The 22,668-nt window shown below is 63.4% G+C and carries 17 protein-coding genes; 1 reads left to right on the top strand and 16 read right to left on the bottom strand.

What is annotated here, in order from left to right; genetic code table 11:
• Positions 1 to 300 precede the first annotated feature (300 nt).
• The 11 genes from gcvT to arcD (B2790_RS24365) form a co-directional block, all read right to left on the bottom strand.
• Positions 301 to 1,422: a glycine cleavage system aminomethyltransferase GcvT gene (gene gcvT / locus B2790_RS24415; RefSeq protein ID WP_286919967.1), complete on the bottom strand. Its 1,122-nt coding sequence runs from the start codon at positions 1,420 to 1,422 to the stop codon at positions 301 to 303.
• A gap of 27 nt (positions 1,423 to 1,449) precedes the next feature.
• Positions 1,450 to 2,826: an L-serine ammonia-lyase gene (locus B2790_RS24410; protein ID WP_286919966.1), complete on the bottom strand. Its 1,377-nt coding sequence runs from the start codon at positions 2,824 to 2,826 to the stop codon at positions 1,450 to 1,452.
• Positions 2,827 to 2,967: 141 nt separating this feature from the next.
• Entirely contained in the window at positions 2,968 to 5,823 is a 2,856-nt protein-coding gene (gene gcvP, locus B2790_RS24405) for an aminomethyl-transferring glycine dehydrogenase (protein WP_286919965.1), read from the bottom strand.
• A gap of 11 nt (positions 5,824 to 5,834) precedes the next feature.
• Entirely contained in the window at positions 5,835 to 6,218 is a 384-nt protein-coding gene (gcvH, locus tag B2790_RS24400; protein ID WP_075043885.1) for a glycine cleavage system protein GcvH, read from the bottom strand.
• A gap of 298 nt (positions 6,219 to 6,516) precedes the next feature.
• Positions 6,517 to 7,713, bottom strand: a complete 1,197-nt coding sequence (gltS, locus tag B2790_RS24395; protein WP_075043886.1) for a sodium/glutamate symporter — start codon at positions 7,711 to 7,713, stop codon at positions 6,517 to 6,519.
• Positions 7,714 to 8,022: 309 nt separating this feature from the next.
• Positions 8,023 to 9,531 (bottom strand): sigma-54-dependent transcriptional regulator, encoded by a 1,509-nt coding sequence (locus tag B2790_RS24390; protein WP_025337851.1) that lies wholly within the window; start codon positions 9,529 to 9,531, stop codon positions 8,023 to 8,025.
• Between the two features lie 183 nt (positions 9,532 to 9,714).
• Positions 9,715 to 10,083, bottom strand: a complete 369-nt coding sequence (locus tag B2790_RS24385; protein WP_025337852.1) for a DUF5064 family protein — start codon at positions 10,081 to 10,083, stop codon at positions 9,715 to 9,717.
• 55 nt (positions 10,084 to 10,138) lie between these two features.
• Positions 10,139 to 11,068, bottom strand: a complete 930-nt coding sequence (gene arcC, locus B2790_RS24380; RefSeq protein ID WP_003257953.1) for a carbamate kinase — start codon at positions 11,066 to 11,068, stop codon at positions 10,139 to 10,141.
• Positions 11,069 to 11,248: 180 nt separating this feature from the next.
• Complete coding sequence (locus tag B2790_RS24375; RefSeq protein WP_046616970.1) at positions 11,249 to 12,259, bottom strand: ornithine carbamoyltransferase; 1,011 nt, start codon at positions 12,257 to 12,259, stop codon at positions 11,249 to 11,251.
• 69 nt (positions 12,260 to 12,328) lie between these two features.
• The gene (gene arcA / locus B2790_RS24370) at positions 12,329 to 13,582 is read right to left on the bottom strand and encodes an arginine deiminase (protein ID WP_137163068.1); all 1,254 of its coding nucleotides are present in this window, start codon (positions 13,580 to 13,582) and stop codon (positions 12,329 to 12,331) included.
• A gap of 33 nt (positions 13,583 to 13,615) precedes the next feature.
• A complete protein-coding gene (gene arcD / locus B2790_RS24365; RefSeq protein WP_085616769.1) occupies positions 13,616 to 15,043 on the bottom strand; it encodes an arginine-ornithine antiporter in 1,428 nt (475 codons plus the stop codon).
• 436 nt (positions 15,044 to 15,479) lie between these two features.
• Here arcD (B2790_RS24365) and arcD (B2790_RS24360) point away from each other — a divergent pair, with 436 nt between their 5' ends.
• Entirely contained in the window at positions 15,480 to 16,907 is a 1,428-nt protein-coding gene (gene arcD / locus B2790_RS24360) for an arginine-ornithine antiporter (protein ID WP_137163069.1), read from the top strand.
• Here arcD (B2790_RS24360) and B2790_RS24355 read toward each other — a convergent pair.
• The 5 genes from B2790_RS24355 to B2790_RS24335 form a co-directional block, all read right to left on the bottom strand.
• On the bottom strand, positions 16,887 to 17,303 hold the full coding sequence (locus tag B2790_RS24355; protein ID WP_075043892.1) for a YbaN family protein: 417 nt from the start codon (positions 17,301 to 17,303) through the stop codon (positions 16,887 to 16,889). The genes arcD (B2790_RS24360) and B2790_RS24355 overlap by 21 nt on opposite strands.
• Positions 17,304 to 17,357: 54 nt before the next feature.
• Positions 17,358 to 17,951: a biliverdin-producing heme oxygenase gene (locus B2790_RS24350; RefSeq protein WP_025337858.1), complete on the bottom strand. Its 594-nt coding sequence runs from the start codon at positions 17,949 to 17,951 to the stop codon at positions 17,358 to 17,360.
• A 202-nt stretch (positions 17,952 to 18,153) separates the two neighbouring features.
• Positions 18,154 to 20,757 (bottom strand): TonB-dependent receptor, encoded by a 2,604-nt coding sequence (locus B2790_RS24345; protein WP_286919964.1) that lies wholly within the window; start codon positions 20,755 to 20,757, stop codon positions 18,154 to 18,156.
• Positions 20,758 to 21,024: 267 nt separating this feature from the next.
• A complete protein-coding gene (locus tag B2790_RS24340; RefSeq protein WP_286919963.1) occupies positions 21,025 to 21,987 on the bottom strand; it encodes a FecR family protein in 963 nt (320 codons plus the stop codon).
• Between the two features lie 71 nt (positions 21,988 to 22,058).
• The gene (locus B2790_RS24335; RefSeq protein WP_137163075.1) at positions 22,059 to 22,571 is read right to left on the bottom strand and encodes an RNA polymerase sigma factor; all 513 of its coding nucleotides are present in this window, start codon (positions 22,569 to 22,571) and stop codon (positions 22,059 to 22,061) included.
• Positions 22,572 to 22,668: the final 97 nt, after the last annotated feature.

Below are 22,668 nucleotides of genomic sequence, written 5' to 3'. Positions count from 1 at the left end.
AGCAAAAGATTACTGGGCTGGGTTGCAGGAAAGTAAGAGACGTCGAACGGGTTGTAGCAGATTGCGGCTACTGGCCCAGGTCACGAACTGTTGCGACCCATGCAAACACAGTGCAGTGACTCTACGCCAACTCCCGAGCGAAAAACAAGCCCTTGGTCGTATGGAAAATCGGCCGTTTGCCGATAACCGACCGATTTGTCGGAAACGGCATGGCGCCTGGCCTGGCGCCATGTTCAAAAGTTATTGGACAGGTTCGAAAACGAATATGTCGAACCTGCCCGCAACCTTCACAAAGCGGCTTCAGCCCCGGTAGTAACGTTGTGCCACGAAAGGCATTTTGCTGACTTTCAGGGCAACCTTCTTGCCGCGCACCAGGGCAAACAGTGAGGTGTCGATAGCGCTATGTTCACTATCGATATAACCCATTGCTACAGGTGCACCGAGTGTCGGGCCAAAGCCGCCGCTGCACACTTTGCCTACAGGTTTATCGTTTGCATCGACAATATCCGCGCCTTCACGTACTGGGGTACGCTCCTGCGGCAACAGGCCCACACGTTTGCGCGCCACACCATCGCGCTGATGAGCGAAGATGGCCTCGGCACCCGGGAAACCGGCGGCACGCGCGCCATCGGCACGGCGAACTTTGGAAATGGCCCACAACAGGCTGGCTTCCACCGGCGTGGTTTCGGTGTTCATGTCGTGGCCATACAGGCACAGGCCGGCTTCCAGGCGCAGCGAGTCACGCGCACCCAGGCCGATCGGCTGTACTTCGGGCTCGGCCAGCAGGCGGCGGGCCAGGGCTTCGGCGGCATGTACCGGTACCGAGATTTCGTAGCCGTCTTCGCCGGTGTAGCCCGAGCGGCTGACGAAGCAGTCTTCACCCAGCAGTTTCACCGGGCGGAACTGCATGAAGGTCATGCCGGCCACTTCCGGGGCCAGGCGCTCCAGCACCTTGACCGCCGCCGGGCCTTGCAGGGCCAGCAGAGCGCGCTGCTCGAACAGCGGCTGCACCTCGCAACGGCTACCGATGTGCGCTTGCAGGTGGGCAAGGTCCTGGTCCTTGCAGGCGGCGTTGACCACCAGGAACAGCGTGTCGTCGCCCAGGTTGGCGACCATCAGGTCGTCGAGGATGCCGCCTTGCTCATTGGTGAACATGGCATAGCGCTGCATGCCCACCGGCAGGTCGATGATATCCACCGGCACCAGGCTTTCCAGGGCCTTGGCGGCATCGCTGCCGCGCAGGGTGATCTGGCCCATGTGCGAGACATCGAACAGGCCGGCCTGCTCGCGGGTGTGCAAGTGTTCCTTGAGCACGCCCAACGGGTACTGCACCGGCATGTCATAGCCGGCGAACGGCACCATGCGCGCACCCAGTTCCAGGTGCAGGGCGTGCAGTGGGGTCTTGAGCAGTGTTTCGGACATCGGTGACTCCTTGCTGTTGTTGTCGGGTCAACATTCGATGATGTTGACGGCCAGGCCGCCACGGGCGGTCTCTTTGTATTTGCTTTTCATGTCGGCGCCGGTCTGGCGCATGGTGCGGATGACCTTGTCGAGCGACACGTAGTGCTGCCCGTCGCCGCGCAAGGCCATGCGCACCGCGTTGATCGCCTTCACCGAGCCCATGGCGTTGCGCTCGATGCAAGGCACCTGGACCAGCCCGCCAATCGGGTCGCAGGTCAGGCCCAGGTTGTGTTCCATGCCGATTTCGGCAGCGTTCTCCACCTGCTGCACGGTGCCGCCCATCACCTCGCACAGCGCACCGGCGGCCATCGAGCAGGCCACGCCGACCTCGCCCTGGCAGCCTACTTCGGCGCCGGAGATGGAGGCGTTTTCCTTGTACAGGATGCCGATGGCCGCGGCGGTGAGCAGAAACCGTACCACCCCGTCCTCGTTGGCTCCCGGTACGAAGCGCATGTAGTAATGCAGCACCGCCGGAACAATGCCCGCCGCGCCGTTGGTCGGTGCGGTGACCACACGCCCGCCGTAGGCGTTTTCCTCGTTCACTGCCAGGGCATAGAGGTTGACCCAGTCGAGTACCGACAGGGCATCGCGAAGGCTGGCTTCCGGGTTGCGGCTCAGCTGGCGGTACAACGCCGGCGCCCGGCGCTTGACCTTGAGCCCGCCCGGCAGGATGCCTTCATGCTGGCAACCGGCTTCGACGCAGTCCTGCATCACCTGCCAGATGCGCAGCAGCCCGGCACGGGTTTCCGCCTCGGGGCGCCAGGCTGCCTCGTTGGCCAGCATTACCTGGCTGATCGACAGGTTTTGCCCGGTGCAATGGCCGAGCAGCTCCTTGGCGGTCTTGAACGGGTAGGTCAGTGGTGTGCTGTCCTCGACGATGCGGTCGTGGCCGGCAGCGTCCTGGTCGACCACGAAACCGCCGCCCACCGAGTAGTACTCGCGGCTGCGGATTTGCAGGCCGGCCTCGTCGAAGGCGCGGAAGATCATGCCGTTGGGGTGGTAGTCCAGCGGCTTGCGGATCATAGCCAGGTGCTGCTTTTCGATGAACGCGATGCTGTGCTCGCCGAGCAGGTTCAGCCGACCGCTGTCGCGGATGGCCTGCAGGCGGGCAGGGATGGTGTCGGTGTCGATGACATCGGGGTGTTCGCCTTCAAGGCCCAGCAGCACGGCCTTGTCGCTGCCGTGGCCCCTGCCGGTGGCGCCGAGCGAGCCGTACAGCTCGGCCTTGACGCTGACCGTGCGGGCAAGCAGGCCATCACGGCGCAGCCCTTCGGCGAAGCGCGCGGCGGCGCGCATCGGGCCGACCGTGTGCGAGCTGGAGGGGCCGATGCCGATCTTGAACAGGTCGAAGACGCTCAAAGACATTGCTCATTCCCTCCGGTAAGTAAGGCGAGTGCTGCGCACTCGATCGCCGGCAAGCCAGCTCCCACAGGTATTGCACCAGCCTTGAGTGCGGTGAGGCCCCTGTGGGAGCTGGCTTGCCGGCGATGAGGCCTGAGCGCCGGGTCAGGCGTCCTGATAGCTCTCGATCGACGGGCAGGCGCACACCAGGTTGCGGTCGCCGAACACGTTGTCGACCCGGCCGACCGGCGGCCAGTACTTGCCTTCCACCAGGCTCGGCAGCGGGTACACCGCCTGCTCGCGGCTGTAGCCATGGGCCCATTCGCCAACCAACTCGGCCGCAGTGTGCGGGGCGTTCTTCAGCGGGTTGTCGTCCTTGTCCAGGCTACCGTTCTCGACGGCGCGAATTTCTTCGCGGATCTGGATCATCGCGTCGCAGAAGCGGTCCAGTTCTTCCTTGGACTCGCTTTCGGTCGGTTCGATCATCAGCGTGCCCGCCACCGGGAAGGACATGGTCGGGGCGTGGAAGCCGAAGTCGATCAGGCGCTTGGCCACGTCGTCGACGCTGATGCCGCTGGTGTCCTTCAGCGGGCGCAGGTCGAGGATGCACTCGTGGGCCACCAGGCCATTGCCGCCGGTATACAGAACAGGATAGTGCTCTTCCAGGCGACGGGCGATGTAGTTGGCGTTGAGGATCGCCATCTGCGAGGCACGCTTGAGGCCGGCACCGCCCATCATGCGGATGTACATCCAGGTGATCGGCAGGATGCTGGCGCTGCCGAACGGCGCGGCGCAAACCGCGCCCTCGGTGTTTTCCAGCTGCGCGTGGCCGGGCAGGAACGGCGCCAGGTGCGACTTGACGCCGATCGGGCCGACGCCCGGGCCGCCACCGCCGTGCGGGATGCAGAAGGTCTTGTGCAGGTTCAGGTGGGATACGTCGCCGCCGAACTTGCCCGGGGCGCACAGGCCGACCATGGCGTTCATGTTGGCGCCGTCGATGTACACCTGGCCACCGTTGTCGTGGATGATCGCGCAGATTTCGCCGATCGCTTCCTCGAACACGCCGTGGGTCGACGGGTAGGTGATCATGATCGCGGCCAAGCGCTCGCGGTGCTCGATGGCCTTGGCGCGCAGGTCCTCGACATCGACGTTGCCGCGGGCATCACAGGCGGTGACCACCACGCGCATGCCGGCCATGTGCGCGGTTGCCGGGTTGGTGCCGTGGGCCGACGACGGGATCAGGCAGATGTCGCGGTGGCCTTCGCCACGGCTGCGGTGGTAGGCGCGTATGGCCAGCAGGCCTGCGTACTCGCCCTGGGAACCGGCGTTGGGCTGCAGCGACACGGCGTCATAGCCGGTGGCGGCGCAGAGCATGGCTTCCAGCTCGGTGGTCATCTGCAGGTAGCCCTGGCTCTGCTCGGCCGGGGCGAACGGGTGCAGGTTGCCGAACTCGGCCCAGGTGACCGGGATCATTTCGCTGGCGGCGTTCAGCTTCATGGTGCACGAGCCCAGCGGGATCATGCTGCGGTCCAGCGCCAGGTCCTTGTCGGCCAGGCGGCGCAGGTAGCGCATCAGCTCGGTTTCGCTGTGGTAGCGGTTGAATACCGGGTGCGCGAGGATGGCCGACTGGCGCAGCAGGGCGGCAGGCAGCAGCGAGCCGCTGCTGGCGGCCAGGGCGTTGAAGTCCGGCTGGGCCTGGTCGCCACCGATCAGCTGCCACAGGGCCTCGACATCGGCCTGGCTACTGGTTTCGTCCAGCGACAGGCCCACGTGGGCGGCGTCGATCTGGCGCAGGTTGATGCCCTGGGCGCGTGCCTTGTCATGCAGGCTGGCAGTGGCACTGCCGGTGGCCAGGGTCAGGGTGTCGAAGGCGCTGGCGCCCACCACCTGCACGCCCAGCGTCTTCAGGCCGGCGGCCAGGATCGCGGTCAGGGCATGGGTACGTTCGGCGATGCGCTTGAGGCCGGCCGGGCCGTGGTATACGGCGAACATGCTGGCAATGTTGGCCAGCAGCACCTGGGCGGTGCAGATGTTGCTGGTGGCCTTTTCGCGGCGGATGTGCTGCTCGCGGGTCTGCATGGCCAGGCGCAGGGCGGTCTTGCCGAAGCGGTCGATCGACACGCCGACCAGGCGGCCCGGCATGTCGCGCTTGAACGCGTCACGGGTGGAGAAGTAGGCCGCGTGCGGGCCACCGAAGCCCAGTGGCACGCCGAAGCGTTGGGCGCTGCCGATGGCTACGTCGGCGCCGAACTCGCCCGGCGGGGTCAGCAGGGTCAGGGCCAGCAGGTCGGCGGCCACGGCGACCAGGGCGTTGGCGGCGTGGAAGCGCTCGACCACTTCGCGGTAGTCGAACACTTCACCGTTGCTGGCCGGGTACTGCAGAAGGGCGCCGAAGAAGGCGCTGACATCGCCCAGCTCGCGCTCGTCGCCGACCACGATCTCGATGCCCAGCGGCTCGGCACGGGTGCGCAGCACGTCGAGGGTTTGCGGGTGGCAGTGCACGGAGGCGAAGAAGGCGTGGCTGGCCTTGTTCTTCGACAGGCGCTTGCAGAAGGTCATGGCCTCGGCCGCAGCGGTGGCTTCGTCGAGCAGGGAGGCGTTGGCGATCGGCAGGCCGGTCAGGTCGCTGATCAGGGTCTGGAAGTTCAGCAGCGCTTCCAGGCGGCCTTGGGAGATTTCTGGCTGGTACGGGGTATAGGCGGTGTACCAGGCCGGGTTTTCCAGCAGGTTGCGCAGGATCGGCGCCGGAGTGTGGGTGTTGTAGTAGCCCTGGCCGATGTAGCTCTTGAACAGCTGGTTCTTGCCGGCGATGGCCTTGAGCGCGGCAAGCGCGTCGGCTTCGCTCTGGCCGTCGTGCGAGCCGAGCACGCTGGTGCCTTTGATGCTGTCGGGAATGACCGCGGCGGTCATGGCTTCCAGCGAGTCGAAGCCGAGGGCGGCCAGCATGGCCTGCTCGTCAGCGGCGCGCGGGCCGATGTGGCGGGCGATGAATTCGTTGGCGGTGCCGAGGTTGATGGTCATGGCGGGGCTCCTCAGGCGTCGTCGTTGGCTTTGATCAGGCGGTCGTAGGCGTCTTGGTCGAGTAGGGCGGTGACTTCGCTCATGTCGGCCGGGTTGAAGCGGAAGAACCAGCCTTCGCCCATCGGGTCTTCGTTGACCAGTTCCGGGCTGTCTTCGAGTTGGTCGTTGATCTGGACCACTTCGCCGGTCAGGGGCATGTACACACCGCTGGCGGCCTTGACCGACTCGACGGTGGACGCTTCGCTGCCTTTCTCATACTGCTGCAACTCTGGCAGTTGCACGAAAACCACATCGCCAAGGGCGTTCTGGGCGTAGGCGGTGATGCCCACGGTGACGCTGCCATCGGCTTCGACGCGCAGCCATTCGTGATCTTCAGTGAAACGCAACTCGCTCATGGGGAATCCTCGGGAAGCAGGGCGTTAGGCGCAGTGGCTCCGCGCTCTTGGGGTTGGGATTCCCTTAGCAAAAATGCGGCCAATCGTTAAAAATCTTTATAAATCAAGATGTTAATTATTTTGCGTAATCATTTTGTCATTCTTGTGGAATGAAAACGCTACAGCGGGTGGGGGATGGAAAAGGGTTTGGGGATCAAACCCTTGCACTGCCGTATCCGAATGGGTGTGTATCGATTTGAATACGGTGTATTTAAATCGATACGGTTCTGACTTACCGGCTGAGTGTTCAGCCTCTGGCTCAAAAGAACGGCAACGCCAGATACAGCTTGATGACGATGACATTGATGATGTCGATGAAGAACGCCCCCACCATCGGCACCACCAGGAAGGCAATGCGCGAGGCTCCGTAGCGCTGGGTCACCGCTTGCATGTTGGCGATTGCCGTCGGCGTTGCGCCCAGGCCGAAACCACAGTGCCCGGCAGCCAGTACCGCTGCATCATAGTTGCGGCCCATGACCCGGAACGTGACGAATATCGCGAACAGTGCCATGACCAATGTCTGTGCGGCGAGCAATGCAAAGAACGGTAATGCCAGCGCTGAAAGGTCCCACAACTTGAGCGACATCAAGGCAATGGCCAGGAACAACGACAAGCTCACATTGCCCAATACCGACACTTCCCGTTCGAAAACTTGATAAAAGCCGAGCGCCGAAAGGCCGTTTCGCAACACCACGCCCACGAACAGCACGCAAACGAACGTTGGCAGTTCAAATGCAGTGCCTTTCAGCAAACCGTTAAGTAACGAGCCTGCGAGCAAACTGACAGCGATCAGCGCCAGTGTTTCGATAAATGAAAACGGTGTAATCAGGCGCTCTTTGTCCGGTTGTTCGAAACCCTTGGGCAGTTGTGGTGCTGCTTCTTCGATACCAGGCGTCGATACCCGCTTGATCAGCAACCTGGCGACCGGGCCACCAATCAGGCCGCCCAGTACCAGGCCGAAGGTAGCTGATGCCATTGCCAGCTCGGAGGCTGAGGCCAGGCCGAACTTTTCGGTGAAAGTGGCCCCCCATGCAGCGCCTGTACCGTGGCCACCGGACAAGGTGATAGAGCCGGCCAGCAGGCCCATCAGCGGGTCGAGGCCCAGTGCCGTTGCCAGGCCGATGCCCATGGCGTTCTGGACCAGCAGCAAACCGGTTACCACCAGCAGGAACACGGTAACCACGCGGCCACCTTTTTTCAGGCTGGCGAAGTCTGCACTCAAACCAATGGTGGCGAAGAATGCCAGCATCAGAGGGGTTTGCAGTGAAGTATCGAATTGCACGTGGATATCGAAACTGCGCAACGCCAAGAGCGCCAAGGCCACTACCAGGCCGCCAGCGACAGGTTCGGGAATATTGTAAGTGCGCAGGAAACCAATACGCGCGACCAGGCCGCGCCCCAATAACAGTACCAAAGAGGCGGCTACAAGCGTCCCGTAAAAATCGAGTTCAAACATCAGGTGCTCTCGTTATATCCAGTAGCGGACCACTTCCCGCTATGGGGCGGACAAGTGGGGTGACAGGTGGGAATACACTGTCACCATTCTACGAGGCATCCGTGGGAGAGTATCTTTCACTGGCGTAGGAAAAGCCTGAATAACAACCGGATTATTACAATAACTATCAGGGGCCGCTTTGCGGCCCATCGCAGGCAAGCCAGCTCCCACAATTACCGTGACAACCTCGAGAGCAACGCCGTACCTGTGGGAGCTGGCTTGCCTGCGATGGGCTGCGTAGCAGCCCCGGTTGACGCTATCTGGCAGGTATCAGGCTTTGCCCGGTATTCCATATTTGCGCAGGCGCTGCGCAATGGCGGTATGTGAAGTTTGCAAGCGCCCGGCCAGTTGCCGCGTCGATGGGTAGCTGGCGTACAGGCGTTGCAGCAGCTCGCGCTCGAAATCGCCCACGGCCTGTTCCAGGCTGGCCACTTCGCCGTCCTGGCCACGGGCCACCGAGGTGCCGGCGATGTCCAGGTCACCGATATCCACCAGGTTGCCCTCGCAGATGGCTGCGGCGCGGAATATCACGTTCTGCAGCTGGCGCACATTGCCCGGCCAAGGGTTGGCCAGCAGTGCCGAATGGGTGGCCGGGGTCAGCCGGCACGGTGGGCGCTGGATCTGCGTGCAGGCCTGCTGCATGAAGAAATGCGCCAGCATCAGGATGTCCTGGCCACGGTCGCGCAGCGGTGGCACTTGCAGGTTGAGCACGTTCAGGCGGTAGAACAGGTCTTCGCGGAAGCTGCCTTCGGCGACCATGCGCTCCAGGTCGCGGTGGGTGGCGCTGATGATGCGTACATCCACCTTCACTTCGCGGTCGCCACCCACCCGGCGGAAGCTGCCATCGCTGAGAAAGCGCAGCAGCTTGGCCTGCAGGTACGGTGACATCTCGCCGATTTCATCGAGAAATACCGTGCCCTGGTTGGCCAGTTCCATCAGCCCGGGCTTGCCGCCCCGTTGCGCGCCGGTGAAGGCGCCGGGGGCGTAGCCGAACAGTTCGCTCTCGGCCAGGCTCTCGGGCAGCGCGGCGCAGTTCAGGGCCAGGAATGGCGCCGCGTGGCGGCTGCTGATGGCGTGGCAGGCGCGGGCTACCAGCTCTTTGCCGGTGCCGGTTTCGCCATGCACCAGCAGCGGTGCATCAAGCGCCGCCACGCGCAGGGCGCGGGCCTTGAGGGTGCGGATGGCCGGTGACTCGCCGAGCAGGGCATCGAAGCCTTCGGCATGGTCGTGGTGCATGGCCGACAGGCGTTCGCCCATGCGCGTGGGTGGGTACAGCGTCAGCAGGCCACCGGCGTTGGTGATCGGCATGGCGTCCAGCAGCAGGCTCTGGCCGTTGAGCTGCATCTCGCGCATGGGCAGGTGGAAGTTGTTGTCCAGCAGGGCCTGCAGCAGCGCCGGGTCGCCGAACAGTTCACCCACCGAGCGCCCGGCCGATTCGCGGCCGCACAGCTCGATCAGCGCCGGGTTGGCCAGCAGCACCTTGCCGGCACTGTCCACGGCCAGCACCGGGTCGCTCATCGCCGCCAGCAGGGCATCGAGCTGCAGGTGCCGGCGTTGGCCAGGGAGGATGTCGACCACGTCCACCGATTGCACGCCATGTACCTCGAACAGCGCGTCGTGCAGTTCTTCGAGCACGGCGGGGCTGAGGGTAGGGGCGTCGATGTAGACGTTCGGCGGGACCATCTCCACGGCGTCCAGGTTGAGGTTGCGGGCACCGAGCAGGGCGAGGACTTCCTGGGTGATGCCGACGCGGTCGATGAAGCTGACGTGGATGCGCATGGGGAGGGTGAAGTGGTGGCCGGGGAGGGCGGTAGTATGCCTCAACATCGCCGGGGCCGCTTTGCGGCCCTATCGCCGGCAAGCCAGCTCCCACCTCGATCTCATCGGCCTCAAGGCCTGCGCAGTACCTGTGGGAGCTGGCTTGCCGGCGATGGGCTGCAAAGCAGCCCCCGGATCCTGAAATCACTCCAGATGTTCAGGCTTGATCGGATCGCCCGATTTCACATCCAGCTTTTCGCGAATGTCCGCGAACATATGGTCATAAAGCTTGTGCGGCGAACCCAGGCTCTCGAATTTCTTCGGTGGCTTCAGGTACGACTGCGCCCTTCGGCTCAGTTGCATGAGGAAGCTGGGCAACACCTGGTCCTTGGCCAGGAAGAACTTTTCTTCCACTGGCTTGCCTTCGATGCTGCCATGCATCTTGAACTGGATGCCTCTGCCTTCCTTGGGGTCCGACACTGCCTCGTATTCGATGTTCAGGTCATAGCTGTGGTCGTTCTGGTTCAGCGCGGTGCGCTCGATGTGTACATGACCGGGCTGGTACTGGGCCATGGCAAGCTCCTTTGGAAGGTCGAAAATGGCGGGCGCTGGCGCTCGCCCACTGCATTCAACGGTAGCTGATCCCCGGCTTCGCGGTGGAAACCCGAGTGCCGGCGGTGCCTTTGACGATGTCTTCGATGTTCTCCAGCGAACTGATCACTGCCACTTTGCCGGTGTTGCGGGCAAAGTCGCAGGCCGCCTGCACCTTCGGCCCCATGGAGCCGGCGGCGAAGCCAAGGCGTTCGAGCTCGTCGGGGTGGGCCTGGGCAATGGCCTTTTGCGTGGGCTTGCCCCAGTCAACATACGCCGCATCGACGTCGGTGGCGATTATCAGAAGGTCGGCGTCCAGCTGCTCTGCCAGCAGGGCCGAGCACAGGTCCTTGTCGATCACCGCCTCGATGCCCTTGAGCTTGCGGTTCTCGTCGTACATGGTGGGGATGCCGCCGCCGCCGGCGCAGATCACGATGCTGCTCTTTTCCAGCAGCCACTTGATCGGGCGGATCTCGAAGATGCGCTTGGGTTTCGGGCTGGCCACCACACGACGGTACTTGTCGCCGTCGGCCTTGACCACCCAACCCTTTTCCTTGGCCAGGCGCTCGGCCTCTTCCTTGCCATAGACCGGGCCGATGAACTTGGTCGGGTCCTTGAAGGCGGGGTCGTTGGCGTCCACTTCGACCTGGGTCAGCAGGGTGGCGAACGGCACTTCGAAGGCCAGCAGGTTGCCCAGTTCCTGTTCGATCATGTAGCCGATCATGCCCTCGGTCTCGGCACCCAGCACGTCCAGCGGGTAGGCCTCGTCGGGCTTGTAGGACAGGCCCTGCAGCGACAGCAGGCCAACTTGCGGGCCGTTGCCGTGGGCGATGACCAGCTCGTTGCCTGGGTGGATCTTGGCGATCTGTTCGGTGGCGGTGCGGATATTGGCGCGCTGGTTGTCAGCGGTCATGGGCTCGCCGCGACGCAGCAGGGCGTTGCCGCCCAATGCAACAACGATACGCATGGGGAATGTCCTTTAACGAAAAGAATGAGCTGCCGCTGCACGGAGGCTGCCGGGTTCCCTGTGGGAGCGGGCGTGCCCGCGAAGAGGCCAGGCCAGACACCATCAATGGTGCGGCTGACGCATTCGCGGGCATGCCCGCTCCCACAAGTACAGTGCAATCCTCCGGTAGGCGGATATGGCTTACAGGTCAGCCAGTGTCGACACCAGGATCGCCTTGATCGTGTGCATGCGGTTTTCCGCTTGCTCGAAGGCGATGCAGGCCGGCGACTCGAAGACGTCGTCGGTCACTTCGATACCGTTGGCCAGGTCCGGGTACTGTTCGGCGATCTGCTTGCCTACCTTGGTTTCGGAGTTGTGGAACGCCGGCAGGCAGTGCATGAACTTGGTCCGCGGGTTGCCGGTGGACTTCATCAGCTGTGCATTCACCTGATACGGCTTGAGCAGCTTGATGCGCTCACCCCAGGCTTCGATCGGCTCACCCATCGATACCCACACGTCGGTGTGCACGAAGTCCACGCCCTTGACCGCGGCAACCGGGTCTTCGGTGAGGGTGATGCGCGCGCCGCTTTCCTCGGCGTACTTGCGGCAACGCTCGACCAGATCGTCATGCGGCCACAGCGCCTTGGGCGCGGCGATGCGCACGTCCATGCCGAGCTTGGCGCCAATCAGCAGCAGCGAGTTGCCCATGTTGTTGCGGGCGTCGCCCAGATAGGCGTAGCTGATGTCGTGCAGCGGCTTGTCGCTGTGCTCACGCATGGTCAGCACGTCGGCGATCATCTGGGTGGGGTGGTATTCGTCGGTCAGGCCGTTGAACACCGGAACGCCGGCGAACTTGGCCAGCTCTTCGACGATTTCCTGCTTGAAGCCACGGTACTCGATGGCGTCGTACATGCGCCCGAGCACACGGGCGGTGTCCTTCATGCTTTCCTTGTGGCCGATCTGCGAGGAGGTCGGGTCGATGTAGGTGACATTGGCGCCCTGGTCATAGGCGGCCACTTCGAAGGCGCAGCGGGTACGGGTAGAGGTTTTTTCGAAGATCAGCGCGATGTTGTTGCCTTTCAGGTGCTGCTGCTCGGTGCCGGTGTACTTGGCGCGCTTGAGGTCGCGAGACAGGTCCAGCAGGTAGCGCAGCTCGCGGGTGGTGTGGTGTTCCAGGCTGAGCAGGTTGCGGTTGTGAATATTGAACGCCATGACTTTTCTCCTTGAGTTTGGTGAACACACCGGCCGCCGCTTTGTGAGGGCGGCCGGGGGTAATGGTCGTTAGTAGTCGATCGGGTCGCGCACGATCGGGCAGGTCATGCAGTGGCCGCCGCCACGGCCCCGGCCCAGTTCGCCGGCGCTGATGGTGATGACTTCGATCCCGGCCTTGCGCAGCAGGGTATTGGTGTAGGTGTTGCGGTCGTAGCCGATGACCACGCCCGGCTCGATGGCCACCACGTTGTTGCCGTCATCCCACTGTTCGCGCTCGGCGGCAAAGCTGTTGCCACCGGTTTCGACCACGCGCAGCTTGACCCCAAGCTGCTCGCCCACCACCTCGATGAACGACTTGTTGATGCGGCGCACGTCCATGCCGTAAGGCTTGCTTTCGTCGGGACGGATGATGAACGGCACGATCTCTTTCACCACTTCCGGGAAGACCGTGACCAAGTCGCGGTCGCAGAAGCTGAACACGGTATCCAGGTGCATGGCGGCGCGCGATTTCGGCAGGCCTGCGACGATCACTTCCTTGACGGCGCCCTTGGCGAACAGGTTCTGCGCGAGCTGGCCGATAGCCTGGCGCGAGGTACGCTCGCCCATGCCGATCAGCACGATGCCCTTGCCGATCGGCATGACATCGCCGCCCTCGAGGGTGGACTGGCCATGTTCCTTGTCCGGGTCGCCATACCACACCTGGAAGTCGGCGTTGGTGAACTGTGGGTGGAACTTGTAGATGGCGGTAGTCAGCAGGGTTTCCTGGCGTCGCGCCGGCCAGTACATCGGGTTGAGCGTGACGCCGCCGTAGATCCAGCAGGTGGTGTCGCGGGTGAACTGGGTGTTGGGCAGCGGTGGCAGGATGAAGCTGGAGTGGCCCAGGTAGTCGTTGTACATCTTGACCACCTCGGCACCTTCGCTCTGCGGCAGGTCCTGCCCGGCGACGCCGCCGATCAGGAACTCGGCCAGGTGGCGTGGGTCGAGGCCTTCGAGCCAGCTGCGCACTTCATTGGTCAGGCCGACACCGACGGTGTCGGGGGTGATCTTGCGATCGAGGATCCACTTCAGTGCCTCGGGTTGCTGGACGATGTCGGTCAGCAGGTTGTGCATCTCCAGCACATCCACGCCACGCTCGCGCATCTTGGTGACAAAGTCGAAATGGTCACGCTTGGCCTGGTCGACCCAGATCACGTCGTCGAACAGCAGCTCGTCACAGTTGCTCGGCGTCAGGCGCTTGTGCGCCAGGCCCGGCGAGCAAACCATGACCTTGCGCAGTTTGCCGGCTTCGGAGTGGACACCGTACTTCTGTTTTTCAGCGGACATGATTTCATTCCTCCAGTTGAACGAAGACGTGGGTCAAAGAGTCAGGAAGCCGTCGTACAGGCCAAAGGCTGCCACCAGGGCGCCGATGACCACGGCTGCGAAGATCAGTTTTTCCACGTTGGTGAAGACAGGTTGGCCAACCTCACGCTTGGCCTTGGCGAACAGGATCGCGCCAGGTGCGTAGAGCAGGGCCGAGAGCAGCAGGTATTTCACGCCACCGGCGTAAAGCAGCCAGACGGCGTACAACAGGGCGATACCACCGATCACTAGGTCCTTCTGCCGTTCGGCCAGGGCCTGCTCGTAGGTTTCGCTACGCACTGCCAGCAGCACGGCATAGGCTGCCGACCACAGGTAGGGCACCAGGATCATCGATGTGGCCAGGTAGATCAGCGACAGGTAGGTGCTGTTGGAGAACAGCGTGATCACCAGGAAGATCTGCACCATGGCGTTGGTCAGCCACAGGGCGTTGGCCGGTACCTGGTTGGCGTTCTCGCGGCGCAGGAACTCCGGCATGGTGTGGTCCTTGGCGGCGGCGAACATGATCTCGGCGCACAGCAGCACCCACGACAGCAGGGCCCCGAGCAGCGAGATGATCAGGCCGACGCTGATCAGCACCGCGCCCCAGTGGCCGACCACATGCTCCAGCACGGCAGCCATCGACGGGTTCTGCAGCTTGGCCAGTTCCGGTTGGGTCATGATGCCCAGCGACAGTACGTTGACCAGCACCAGGAACAGCAGCACGGTGACGAAGCCGATGACCGTGGCCTTGCCCACGTCAGAGCGTTTTTCCGCCCGCGACGAGAAGATGCTCGCACCTTCGATGCCGATGAACACCCACACGGTGACCAGCATCATGTTGCGCACCTGGTTCATCACGCTGCCAAGCTCTGGTGTGCCCAAGGCCCAGATGTCGGCGGTGAAGATGTCGAGCTTGAAGGCGAACAGGCAGATCAGGGCGAACAGCAGCAGTGGCACCACCTTGGCCACGGTGGTGACCAGGTTGATGAACGCCGCTTCCTTGATACCGCGCAGTACCAGGAAGTGCACGGCCCACAGCAGCACCGACGCGCCGATGATGGCGGCCGGGGTGTTGCCTTCGCCGAAGATCGGGAAGAAGTAGCCCAGGGTGCTGAACAGCAGCACGAAGTAGCCGACGTTGCCCAGCCAGGCACTGATCCAGTAGCCCCAGGCCGAGGAGAAGCCCATGTAGTCGCCGAAACCGGCCTTGGCGTAGGCATACACCCCGCCATCCAGGTCAGGCTTGCGGTTGGCCAGGGTCTGGAACACGAACGCCAGCGTCAGCATGCCGACCGCGGTGATCGCCCAGCCGATCAGTACGGCGCCAACCCCTGCGCTGGCAGCCATGTTTTGCGGCAGCGAGAAGATCCCGCCACCAATCATCGAACCGACGACAAGTGCAACTAACGCGCCGAGCTTTAGTTTTCCGGATGAATCAGACATTTAACAACTCCTGCCAGGAGAAAGTTGACGAAAGAGTAAATCCGACGCCGCTGCCATTCGCTGACTTGGGTCAGTTCATGGCGACGTGAAGTAGGAAAATTCCTTCACGAAGCTCCTGGAGAGTGCCGACAACTTATGCTGCAGGGCTTGCACGCTGGCACCTCCATGTCCTTCTAGAGCAAACGCTCTGTTCAGCCTGCGATGCTTGAAGCTAGCCGCTTTTGCCGCTTTCGCAAATTTTTCACAAGAATTTCGAGTTTTATCGGATTCTTTTCTAGTTGCTCGGGAGCTGCTAGTTTTTACTCGAAGGGTGACATAGACAAAGCAGTTATTAGTGCTATAGCTTCATTGATCAGGATCATTATAAGTAACACCATTTATATGGCCCGCATGGCTGTTTCAAGCCCATGACAACGCGCAAAAAAAAGGAAGGCTCATGAGCGAACCGGGACAGAAGCTGCGCCTGGGCGCGCTGATCGCGTTGGTGGTCGGCTCGATGATTGGAGGCGGGATCTTCTCGCTGCCGCAGAACATGGCGGCGCGTGCCGATGTGGGGGCGGTGCTGATCGGCTGGGGTATCACCGCGGTCGGCATGCTGGCCCTGGCGTTCGTGTTCCAGACCCTGGCCAATCGCAAGCCGGAGCTGGACTCGGGGGTGTACGCCTACGCCAAGGCCGGCTTTGGCGAGTACATGGGTTTTTCCTCGGCCTGGGGCTACTGGATCAGTGCCTGGCTGGGCAACGTCGGCTACTTCGTGCTGCTGTTCAGTACCCTGGGCTTCTACTTCCCGGTGTTCGGCGAGGGCAACACGCCAATCGCCATCGGCTGCGCTTCGCTGCTGCTGTGGGCGGTGCATTTCCTGGTGCTGCGCGGCATCAAGGAAGCGGCGTTCATCAACCAGGTGACCACCGTGGCCAAGGTGGTGCCGTTGCTGATTTTCGTGGTGATCGCCGCGTTTGCCTTCCGCGCCGATATCTTCACACGTGACATCTGGGGCCTGAGCAACCCGCAGTTCGGCAGCGTGCTGGAGCAGGTACGCAACATGATGCTGGTCACCGTGTTCGTGTTCATCGGCATCGAGGGCGCCAGTGTGTATTCCGGGCGCGCCCAGCGCCGCTCGGATGTGGGCAAGGCCACGGTGATCGGTTTCCTGGGGGTACTGGCGCTGCTGGTGCTGGTCAACGTGCTGTCGCTGGGGGTGATGACCCAGCCGGAACTGGCCGGGTTGCAGAACCCGTCACTGGCCTCGGTGCTGGAACATATCGTCGGGCCCTGGGGCGCCTTGCTGATCAGTATCGGTCTGGCGATTTCGCTGCTTGGCGCGCTGTTGTCGTGGGCGTTGCTGTGCGCCGAGATCCTCTTTGCCACGGCGCGGGACAAGACCATGCCGCGCTTCCTGGCCAAGGAAAACGCCAATCACGTGCCGGCCAACGCCCTGTGGCTGACCAACTGCATGATCCAGGGCTTCCTGCTGATCACGCTGTTTTCTGCCGGTACCTATACCAGCCTGATCTACCTGGCCTCGTCGATGATTCTGGTGCCCTACCTGTGGTCGGCGGCCTACGCCGTGCTGCTGGCGGTGCGTGCAGAAACCTACGACGGGCAGCCGGCCCTGCGCCGCAAGGACCTGCTGGTGGCGCTGGTTGCCCTGGTGTATGCCGTGTGGCTGTTGTACGCCGGCGGGCTCAAGTACCTGTTGCTGTCGGCGCTGCTGTACGCGCCGGGCGTGATCCTGTTCGCCAGGGCCAAGCATGAGCAGGGAAAAACCTTGTTCACCACCTGGGAAAAGCTGATCTTCGCCGCCGTGCTGGCAGGTGCCGCGCTGGCGGCCTATGCCCTGTACTCAGGGCTGCTGAGCTTGTGACGGGGCAGGGCAGGGGGCGTGCTCCGGGCGGGACCAGATCCACAGGTTGCCCAGGGTCATGCCGGCAATGGCCAGGAACACCGGCCAGCGGTGTTCCAGGAATGTCAACATCAGGCCCGCGCACAACAGCATGCTGAGGGTCGCGCTGACCTTGGCCCGGCGCTGGATCACCTTGCCATTGCGCCAGTTATGCAGGATCGGCCCGAACAGCCGGTGGTTTTCCAGCCAGGCAGACAGGCGCGGCGAACTGCGCGTGGCCGCCCAGGCGGCCAGCAGGATGAATTCGGTGGTCGGCAGGCCGGGAATGACGATCGCGACCAGGCCCACGCCCAGGCTCACGTAAGCCAGGAGCGCATACAGCAGGCGGGCGAGTTTCGAGCGGGCGGGTCGGGTCATGGTCTCACTGCATAAAACGGTTCGGCCACCGGTAGGGTGGCCGGCTACGGCGTGTCAAACCAGCGCGGCATCCGCGGCGTAGGCGTGCTTGAGCAGCTCGGTGAAGCGCTCGAAGGCAGCAACTGCGCCGCGTTCGGCAGCGGCTTCCTCTTCGGCCGACAGGGCCAGGCCATCAAGAATGCGGGTGAACTGCTTCCAGCCTTCGGCACGGCCACCGGCCGGTTCGCCCAGGTGTCGGGCACCGAAGCTGTCGGACAGTTCCAGGGCCACGGCACGCTTGATCAGAAACGCAGCGCCCAGTTTGGAGCCTTCGGAGACGAAGATCCAGCCCATTGCCTCGCCCAGGCTCGGGTTGCGCAGGGCTCCTGGCACGGCTGGCGGTACTTCGGTGTCGAGGTCGGCGAGGTCCAGGCGGGCCTGTTCGGCGCGGCAGCGCTCCGCCAGGTCGGGGACGATGGCAATCAGTTGCGGGTCGTTGTACAGGGCCTGCAGCTCGGCCTGGAACAGGTACTGGGCGACCACGAAGCGGGCGAAGCTTTCGCGGCTGTCGAAGGGCGCGTGGGCTTTGACCAGGGCATCCAGTTCGGCGTGGGGGGCATGGGTGATCTGGTTGAGGCGCTGGGAGCGCAGGGCTGGGCGGTCGGTCATGGGGCAGTCCTTGGAAAAGGGGGCGTCTAGAGACAAGACGAAACAGTGGGGCTGGGACAGTAAAAAAATCGGGTTTTCGTGTTGTCTGTACTGGCCTCTTCGCGGGCATGCCCGCTCCCACAGGTCCAGCGCAGGCCCAAGGCTTGCGCAGTATCTGTGGGAGCGGGCGAGCCCGCAAAGAGGCCGGTGCAGGCGCAACGGGTCAGATATCCCAAACCACATTGATGCCGAAGTTGCGCCCCGGCATGGTCAGGCGGTCGATGTTGGCCGGCTGGGTCACGGCCGCTTCACCCTGGCCGTCGTAGCTGCGTACCGAATCCCACTGCCAGTACTTCTTGTCGGTGAGGTTGTACAGGCCGGCGTTGATGGTCACATCGTCGGTGACCTTGTAGTAACCGGCCAGGTCCAGCACCCCGTAGCCGGGGGTACGGAACTTGGAGCTCGAGCCGTCGGGCGAGTAGAAGGTGCTGTCGTCGACGCGGGTCTTGCGCTTGACCAGTGTCCAGCTCAGCAGGCCGCCGTAGTGCTGTTGTTCGTAACCCAGGCCGAACACGCCCTTGAGCGGGTTGACGCTGTTCAGTGGCTCGCCGGTGTCATCGTTGCGGCCATAGGTGTAGGCGATCGAGCCCTGGGTATACAGGCCCTGCGGCGCACCGAAGTGGTCGAGGTTCAGGCGGCCCTTGACCTCGGCACCCTTGATGGTGGCGTGCTTGATGTTGTTGGCCTTGAAAGTCTGCTCCAGGTTGGCGCTTTTCACGGCGTCCTCGTCGATGAAGTCGCGGTACTTGTTGTAGAACACCGCCACGTCGAAGTTGCCAGCGTCGAAGTTGCCACGCAGGCCGGCTTCATAGCTTTTGCTCTTTTCAGGCTCCAGGCCCGGATTGCCTTCTACCCGGTAGCCTTGCTCGATGTTCTGAAACTTGCCGTACATGGATTTGGCAGTCGGGGTGCGGAAACCTTCGGCGTACTGGCCATACCAGGTGTAGTTGTCGTTGAAGGCGTAGGTCAGGCCGAACTTGGGCGAGACGCGGTGCCACTTCTTGTCCGAGTCGTCCTGAGAGGTAGGCGCGGTACCGGTGGACTCCAGGCCACGCAGGAACTCCTTGGTGAACCTGGGCTCCATGCGCGTGTAGTCGTAACGAGCGCCAGGCATGAAGGTCCAGTTGTTCCAGCGGATTTCATCCTGCACGAACAAGCTGTAGGTGTTCACGGTCGGGTCCGGGAAGTCGCTGACCAGGGCCTGGCCGTCTGCCGGGCGCTCGGCGCCAGCGCCGGTGCAATCTGAGCCAACGGCCAGGCAGGTGCCGGTGCCACTGCGCGAACCGGTGACCTTCTCGTGCTTGAGGGTGGTGCCGTAGGTCAGCAGGTGGTCGGTGGCGCCGAGGCTGAAGGCCTTGTCCAGCTGGGCGTCGAATACCCACTGGCGGTCCTTGTAGAGGGTGTCGCGGGTACGCAGCACCTGACGGCCAGGTGGTGCGTAGACTTCTTCGGTGTGCTGGTCGGTCTTGGCGATCTGATAGTTCAGGCTCCACTTCACATGGTCGGCCACCAGCGAATCCAGGCCGAACTCATGGTTGATGCCAAAGCGTTCGCGGGTGATGGTGTCGTTGCCAGTGCGCGCCTTGTAGTAACCCGAGGCACCAAAGCCAGGAATGAACGGCCCGCCCACCGCACTGAGGATGTTCTGGTCGCGGTCATCCTTGTAGCGTTCGTAGGTAAAGCCCAGGCGCGCGTCGTCGGCGTAGTTCCAGCCCAGCTTGGCCAGCACGTTTGTGGTGCGCACGTCCATCGGGTTGGCTTCGGTACGGGCCAGGCCGTCACCGCTGTGGCCGCCGTGGGTCTCGGTTTCGTGGCCGTTGCGCTGGCTCAGGTGCAACAGGCCGTCGAAGTCGCCCTGGCGGCCGGCGACAGTGGCGGAAGTCAGCCAGCTTTCGTCGGCCGAGCTGTAGCCGGTCTTCAGACGGGCGCCTGCGTCCTTGCCGGGCTTGATGATGTCGTCCGGGTCGAGGGTGAAGTAGCTCACCGCGCCGCCGATGGCGTTGCTGCCATACAGCACCGAAGCCGGGCCGCGGAGGATTTCCACACGCTTGACGATCTCCGGGTCCACGTAGTTGCGCTGGGTCTGGGCGTAGGGGCCGAAGAAGAAGCTGTCGGGGATCGACACCCCATCGACCTGGGTGAGGATGCGCTCGCCGTCGATGCCACGGATGTTGTAGCCGTTCAGGCCGCTGCGCTGGCCGGTGCCGGCTACCGACACGCCCGGTTCGTAGCGCACCAGGTCCTGGATGTTGTTGACGTTCTGCCGGTCCAGTTGCTCGCGGGTCTGCACGCTGACGGTGCTCGGCACCTGGCTGACGTCCTGGGCGCTGCGGGTGGCGCTGACGGTCACCTGCTGCAGGGCAATCACATTGGCGCTGGCCTGGCGTTCGAGCACCACATTGCCGTTGCTGATCTTGCGAAAGCCCAGGCCGGTGCCGTGCAGCAGGCGCTTGAGTGCGGCTTCCGGCGGTAGCGAACCCTGCACCCCTGGCGATGCCACGCCGTCGGCCAGTTCGGCGCTGAAGCCGACCTGCCAGCCGGTGACCTGGCTGAAAGCATTGATGGCCGAAACCAGCGGCTGCTGGCCGATGCTGAAGCGGTAGTCGCCCATGCGCGGGCTGCTGGCCTGTGCCGGCTCGGCGGCCAGTGCCGGCAGGCTGATGGCGCCGCTGGCGAGCAGGGCGAGGCTCAGTAGGGAAAGGCTCAGGAGGGGCAGTTGCCCTCCATGGCGAGGAAGGGTGGAGGGGCGGGTAGGACCTGTGGACATCGGAAGCGCTCCCTGACGCGCGGACTGTTATAGGTGATGGCTGTCCTCGTTTTCAAACGAGAATCAGTTGCATTGGCTATAACGAGACGGGCGGGGTAGCGTGACTGCGTAAAAAAAGTTGGATTGCGGTCTGGCGATCGGTATCGCGATTTCTGTGGGAGCGGGCATGCCCGCGAAACAGGCACCGCGGTGGATGGCACGGGCGTTGCCCGTGTTCGCGGGCACGCCCGCTCCCACAGGGACCGTGTCGGGTTTCAGATTTGCGGATCAGTTCAGGATGACCAGCGCCGGGAACTCATGCAGCTGTGCCGAGGTGATGTGGGCCAGCGCGCGCAGGGTTTCCAGCGGCTGGTCGAGGCGGTAGTTGCCGGTGACCGCCATGTCTTCCAGCTGTGCATTGCGGTTGATGATCCAGCCCGGGTAGTAGCGCTGCACCTCGGCCAGCACCTGGCTCAGCGGGCAGTTCTCGAACACCAGGCGGCCGTCGACCCAGGCCAGGTCCTTGTGCATGTCGGGGCGCTGGCGCTGGCCGAACCCCTGGGGGCCGACGCTGATGCTGTCGCCGGCCCTCAGGCGGATGCGCTGGTCGCGGGCCCCCTGCAGATCGACATCGCCGCGCTGCACCCGCACCTGTGCCTCGCCGTCGAGGTAGCGCACGGCAAAGTCGGTGTCGCGCACCTGCGCGCGCAATGGCCCGGCTTGCACTTCCAGTGGTAGCAGCGCGCCTTCGGGGACCTGGAAATAGGCCTCGCCCTGTAGCAGGCGGGCGATCTGGCGGCCGTCACGCTGCTCGCTGGCAAATGCCGAATTGGTGTTGAGCAGCACTTTCGCGCCGTCTTCCAGCTGCAGGCGCTGGCGCTCGCCCACCACCGTCAGGTGGTCGGCCTGCAGGCGCATGGGCAGGTTGCCGAGGGTGAACAGCCCGACCAGCAGCAGCGCCGCCGTGGCCAGGGGTTTCCAGTGGCTGCGCAGGCGCCCGCGCCACGAGCGGCGCTGTTGCTGATGCATCTGCACGGCCACCTGGTGCAGCGGTGCGCCGTTCCACAATGCTTCTGCCTCGACATAGGCCTCGGCATTTTCCGGCGCTGCGCTGAGCCAGGCTTCGAAGGCCTGGGTGTCCTCGGCGTCGGCGCATTGCAGGCGCACCAGCCAGTCCAGCGCCTCGTCCATGGCACGAGCACGGGCGCTGGGCCCGGCAGGTGACGGGCGAGGGACAGGGCTGTCGGTCACGGTGAATCCTTGAATGGTTTTTTGCGAATGATCAAGGCTGAGGCGGGGTGTGGCAAGGGCTTTGCGTTGCCTCACTTGAGGCGGTCGGCGACACCCATGCAGATCGCCATGATCAGTTTCAGTTCCTTCTGCACCGTGCTGGGCGAAACATTCAGTTGTTCGGCGATTTCCAGATAGGTGGCGCCATGCAGGCGGCTGAGGATGAAGATGCGCTGCTGGCGTTCGCTCAATTGGTTGAGGCTGATGCTCAGGTGCTTGAGCAACTGCTCGGCATGGGCCGCATCCTCGCTGCTGGTGGCCGGCGCGGCCACGCTGTGCAGGACCTCGTCGGGCACGTCATCGACCAGCATGCGCGATTGCACCCGGCGCGCGCGCAGGTGGTCGAGGGCCAGGTTGCGCGCGGTCTGGAACACGAACGGTTCGATGTGTTCGATGGGCCGCTCACCGAGGGCACGGGACACCCGCAGGTAGGTTTCCTGCAACAGGTCCTCGGCCGTGTTGGGGTTGCCCACCATGCGCTGCAAGGTGCGCAGCAGGATAAGGCGCTGGACGAGGAAGACAGAGTTGAACCGGGACTGACTCACTGGGGGACCTGGCCGACGAAAGGTTAATGATAATGCTTATCATCTATCCCAAAGGTCAAGCCTGGAAATGTTAGGAAAAGGTAAAGATTGTGAGTGG

This window comes from Pseudomonas sp. UBA6753 (genome assembly GCF_002453565.1).
GTDB lineage: Bacteria > Pseudomonadota > Gammaproteobacteria > Pseudomonadales > Pseudomonadaceae > Aquipseudomonas > Aquipseudomonas putida_Z.
Note: the sequence above shows the minus strand (reverse complement) of the source record. Positions and strands in the feature narration are given on the sequence as shown.

Excerpts from the sequence above, each read along its gene's own strand:
- gcvT (WP_286919967.1), bottom strand. The coding sequence starts at position 1,422 with ATGTCCGAAACACTGCTCAAGACCCCACTGCACGCCCTGCACCTGGAA.
- B2790_RS24410 (WP_286919966.1), bottom strand. The coding sequence starts at position 2,826 with ATGTCTTTGAGCGTCTTCGACCTGTTCAAGATCGGCATCGGCCCCTCC.
- gcvP (WP_286919965.1), bottom strand. The coding sequence starts at position 5,823 with ATGACCATCAACCTCGGCACCGCCAACGAATTCATCGCCCGCCACATC.
- gcvH (WP_075043885.1), bottom strand. The coding sequence starts at position 6,218 with ATGAGCGAGTTGCGTTTCACTGAAGATCACGAATGGCTGCGCGTCGAA.
- gltS (WP_075043886.1), bottom strand. The coding sequence starts at position 7,713 with ATGTTTGAACTCGATTTTTACGGGACGCTTGTAGCCGCCTCTTTGGTA.
- B2790_RS24390 (WP_025337851.1), bottom strand. The coding sequence starts at position 9,531 with ATGCGCATCCACGTCAGCTTCATCGACCGCGTCGGCATCACCCAGGAA.
- B2790_RS24385 (WP_025337852.1), bottom strand. The coding sequence starts at position 10,083 with ATGGCCCAGTACCAGCCCGGTCATGTACACATCGAGCGCACCGCGCTG.
- arcC (WP_003257953.1), bottom strand. The coding sequence starts at position 11,068 with ATGCGTATCGTTGTTGCATTGGGCGGCAACGCCCTGCTGCGTCGCGGC.
- B2790_RS24375 (WP_046616970.1), bottom strand. The coding sequence starts at position 12,259 with ATGGCGTTCAATATTCACAACCGCAACCTGCTCAGCCTGGAACACCAC.
- arcA (WP_137163068.1), bottom strand. The coding sequence starts at position 13,582 with ATGTCCGCTGAAAAACAGAAGTACGGTGTCCACTCCGAAGCCGGCAAA.
- arcD (WP_085616769.1), bottom strand. The coding sequence starts at position 15,043 with ATGTCTGATTCATCCGGAAAACTAAAGCTCGGCGCGTTAGTTGCACTT.
- arcD (WP_137163069.1), top strand. The coding sequence starts at position 15,480 with ATGAGCGAACCGGGACAGAAGCTGCGCCTGGGCGCGCTGATCGCGTTG.
- B2790_RS24355 (WP_075043892.1), bottom strand. The coding sequence starts at position 17,303 with ATGACCCGACCCGCCCGCTCGAAACTCGCCCGCCTGCTGTATGCGCTC.
- B2790_RS24350 (WP_025337858.1), bottom strand. The coding sequence starts at position 17,951 with ATGACCGACCGCCCAGCCCTGCGCTCCCAGCGCCTCAACCAGATCACC.
- B2790_RS24345 (WP_286919964.1), bottom strand. The coding sequence starts at position 20,757 with ATGTCCACAGGTCCTACCCGCCCCTCCACCCTTCCTCGCCATGGAGGG.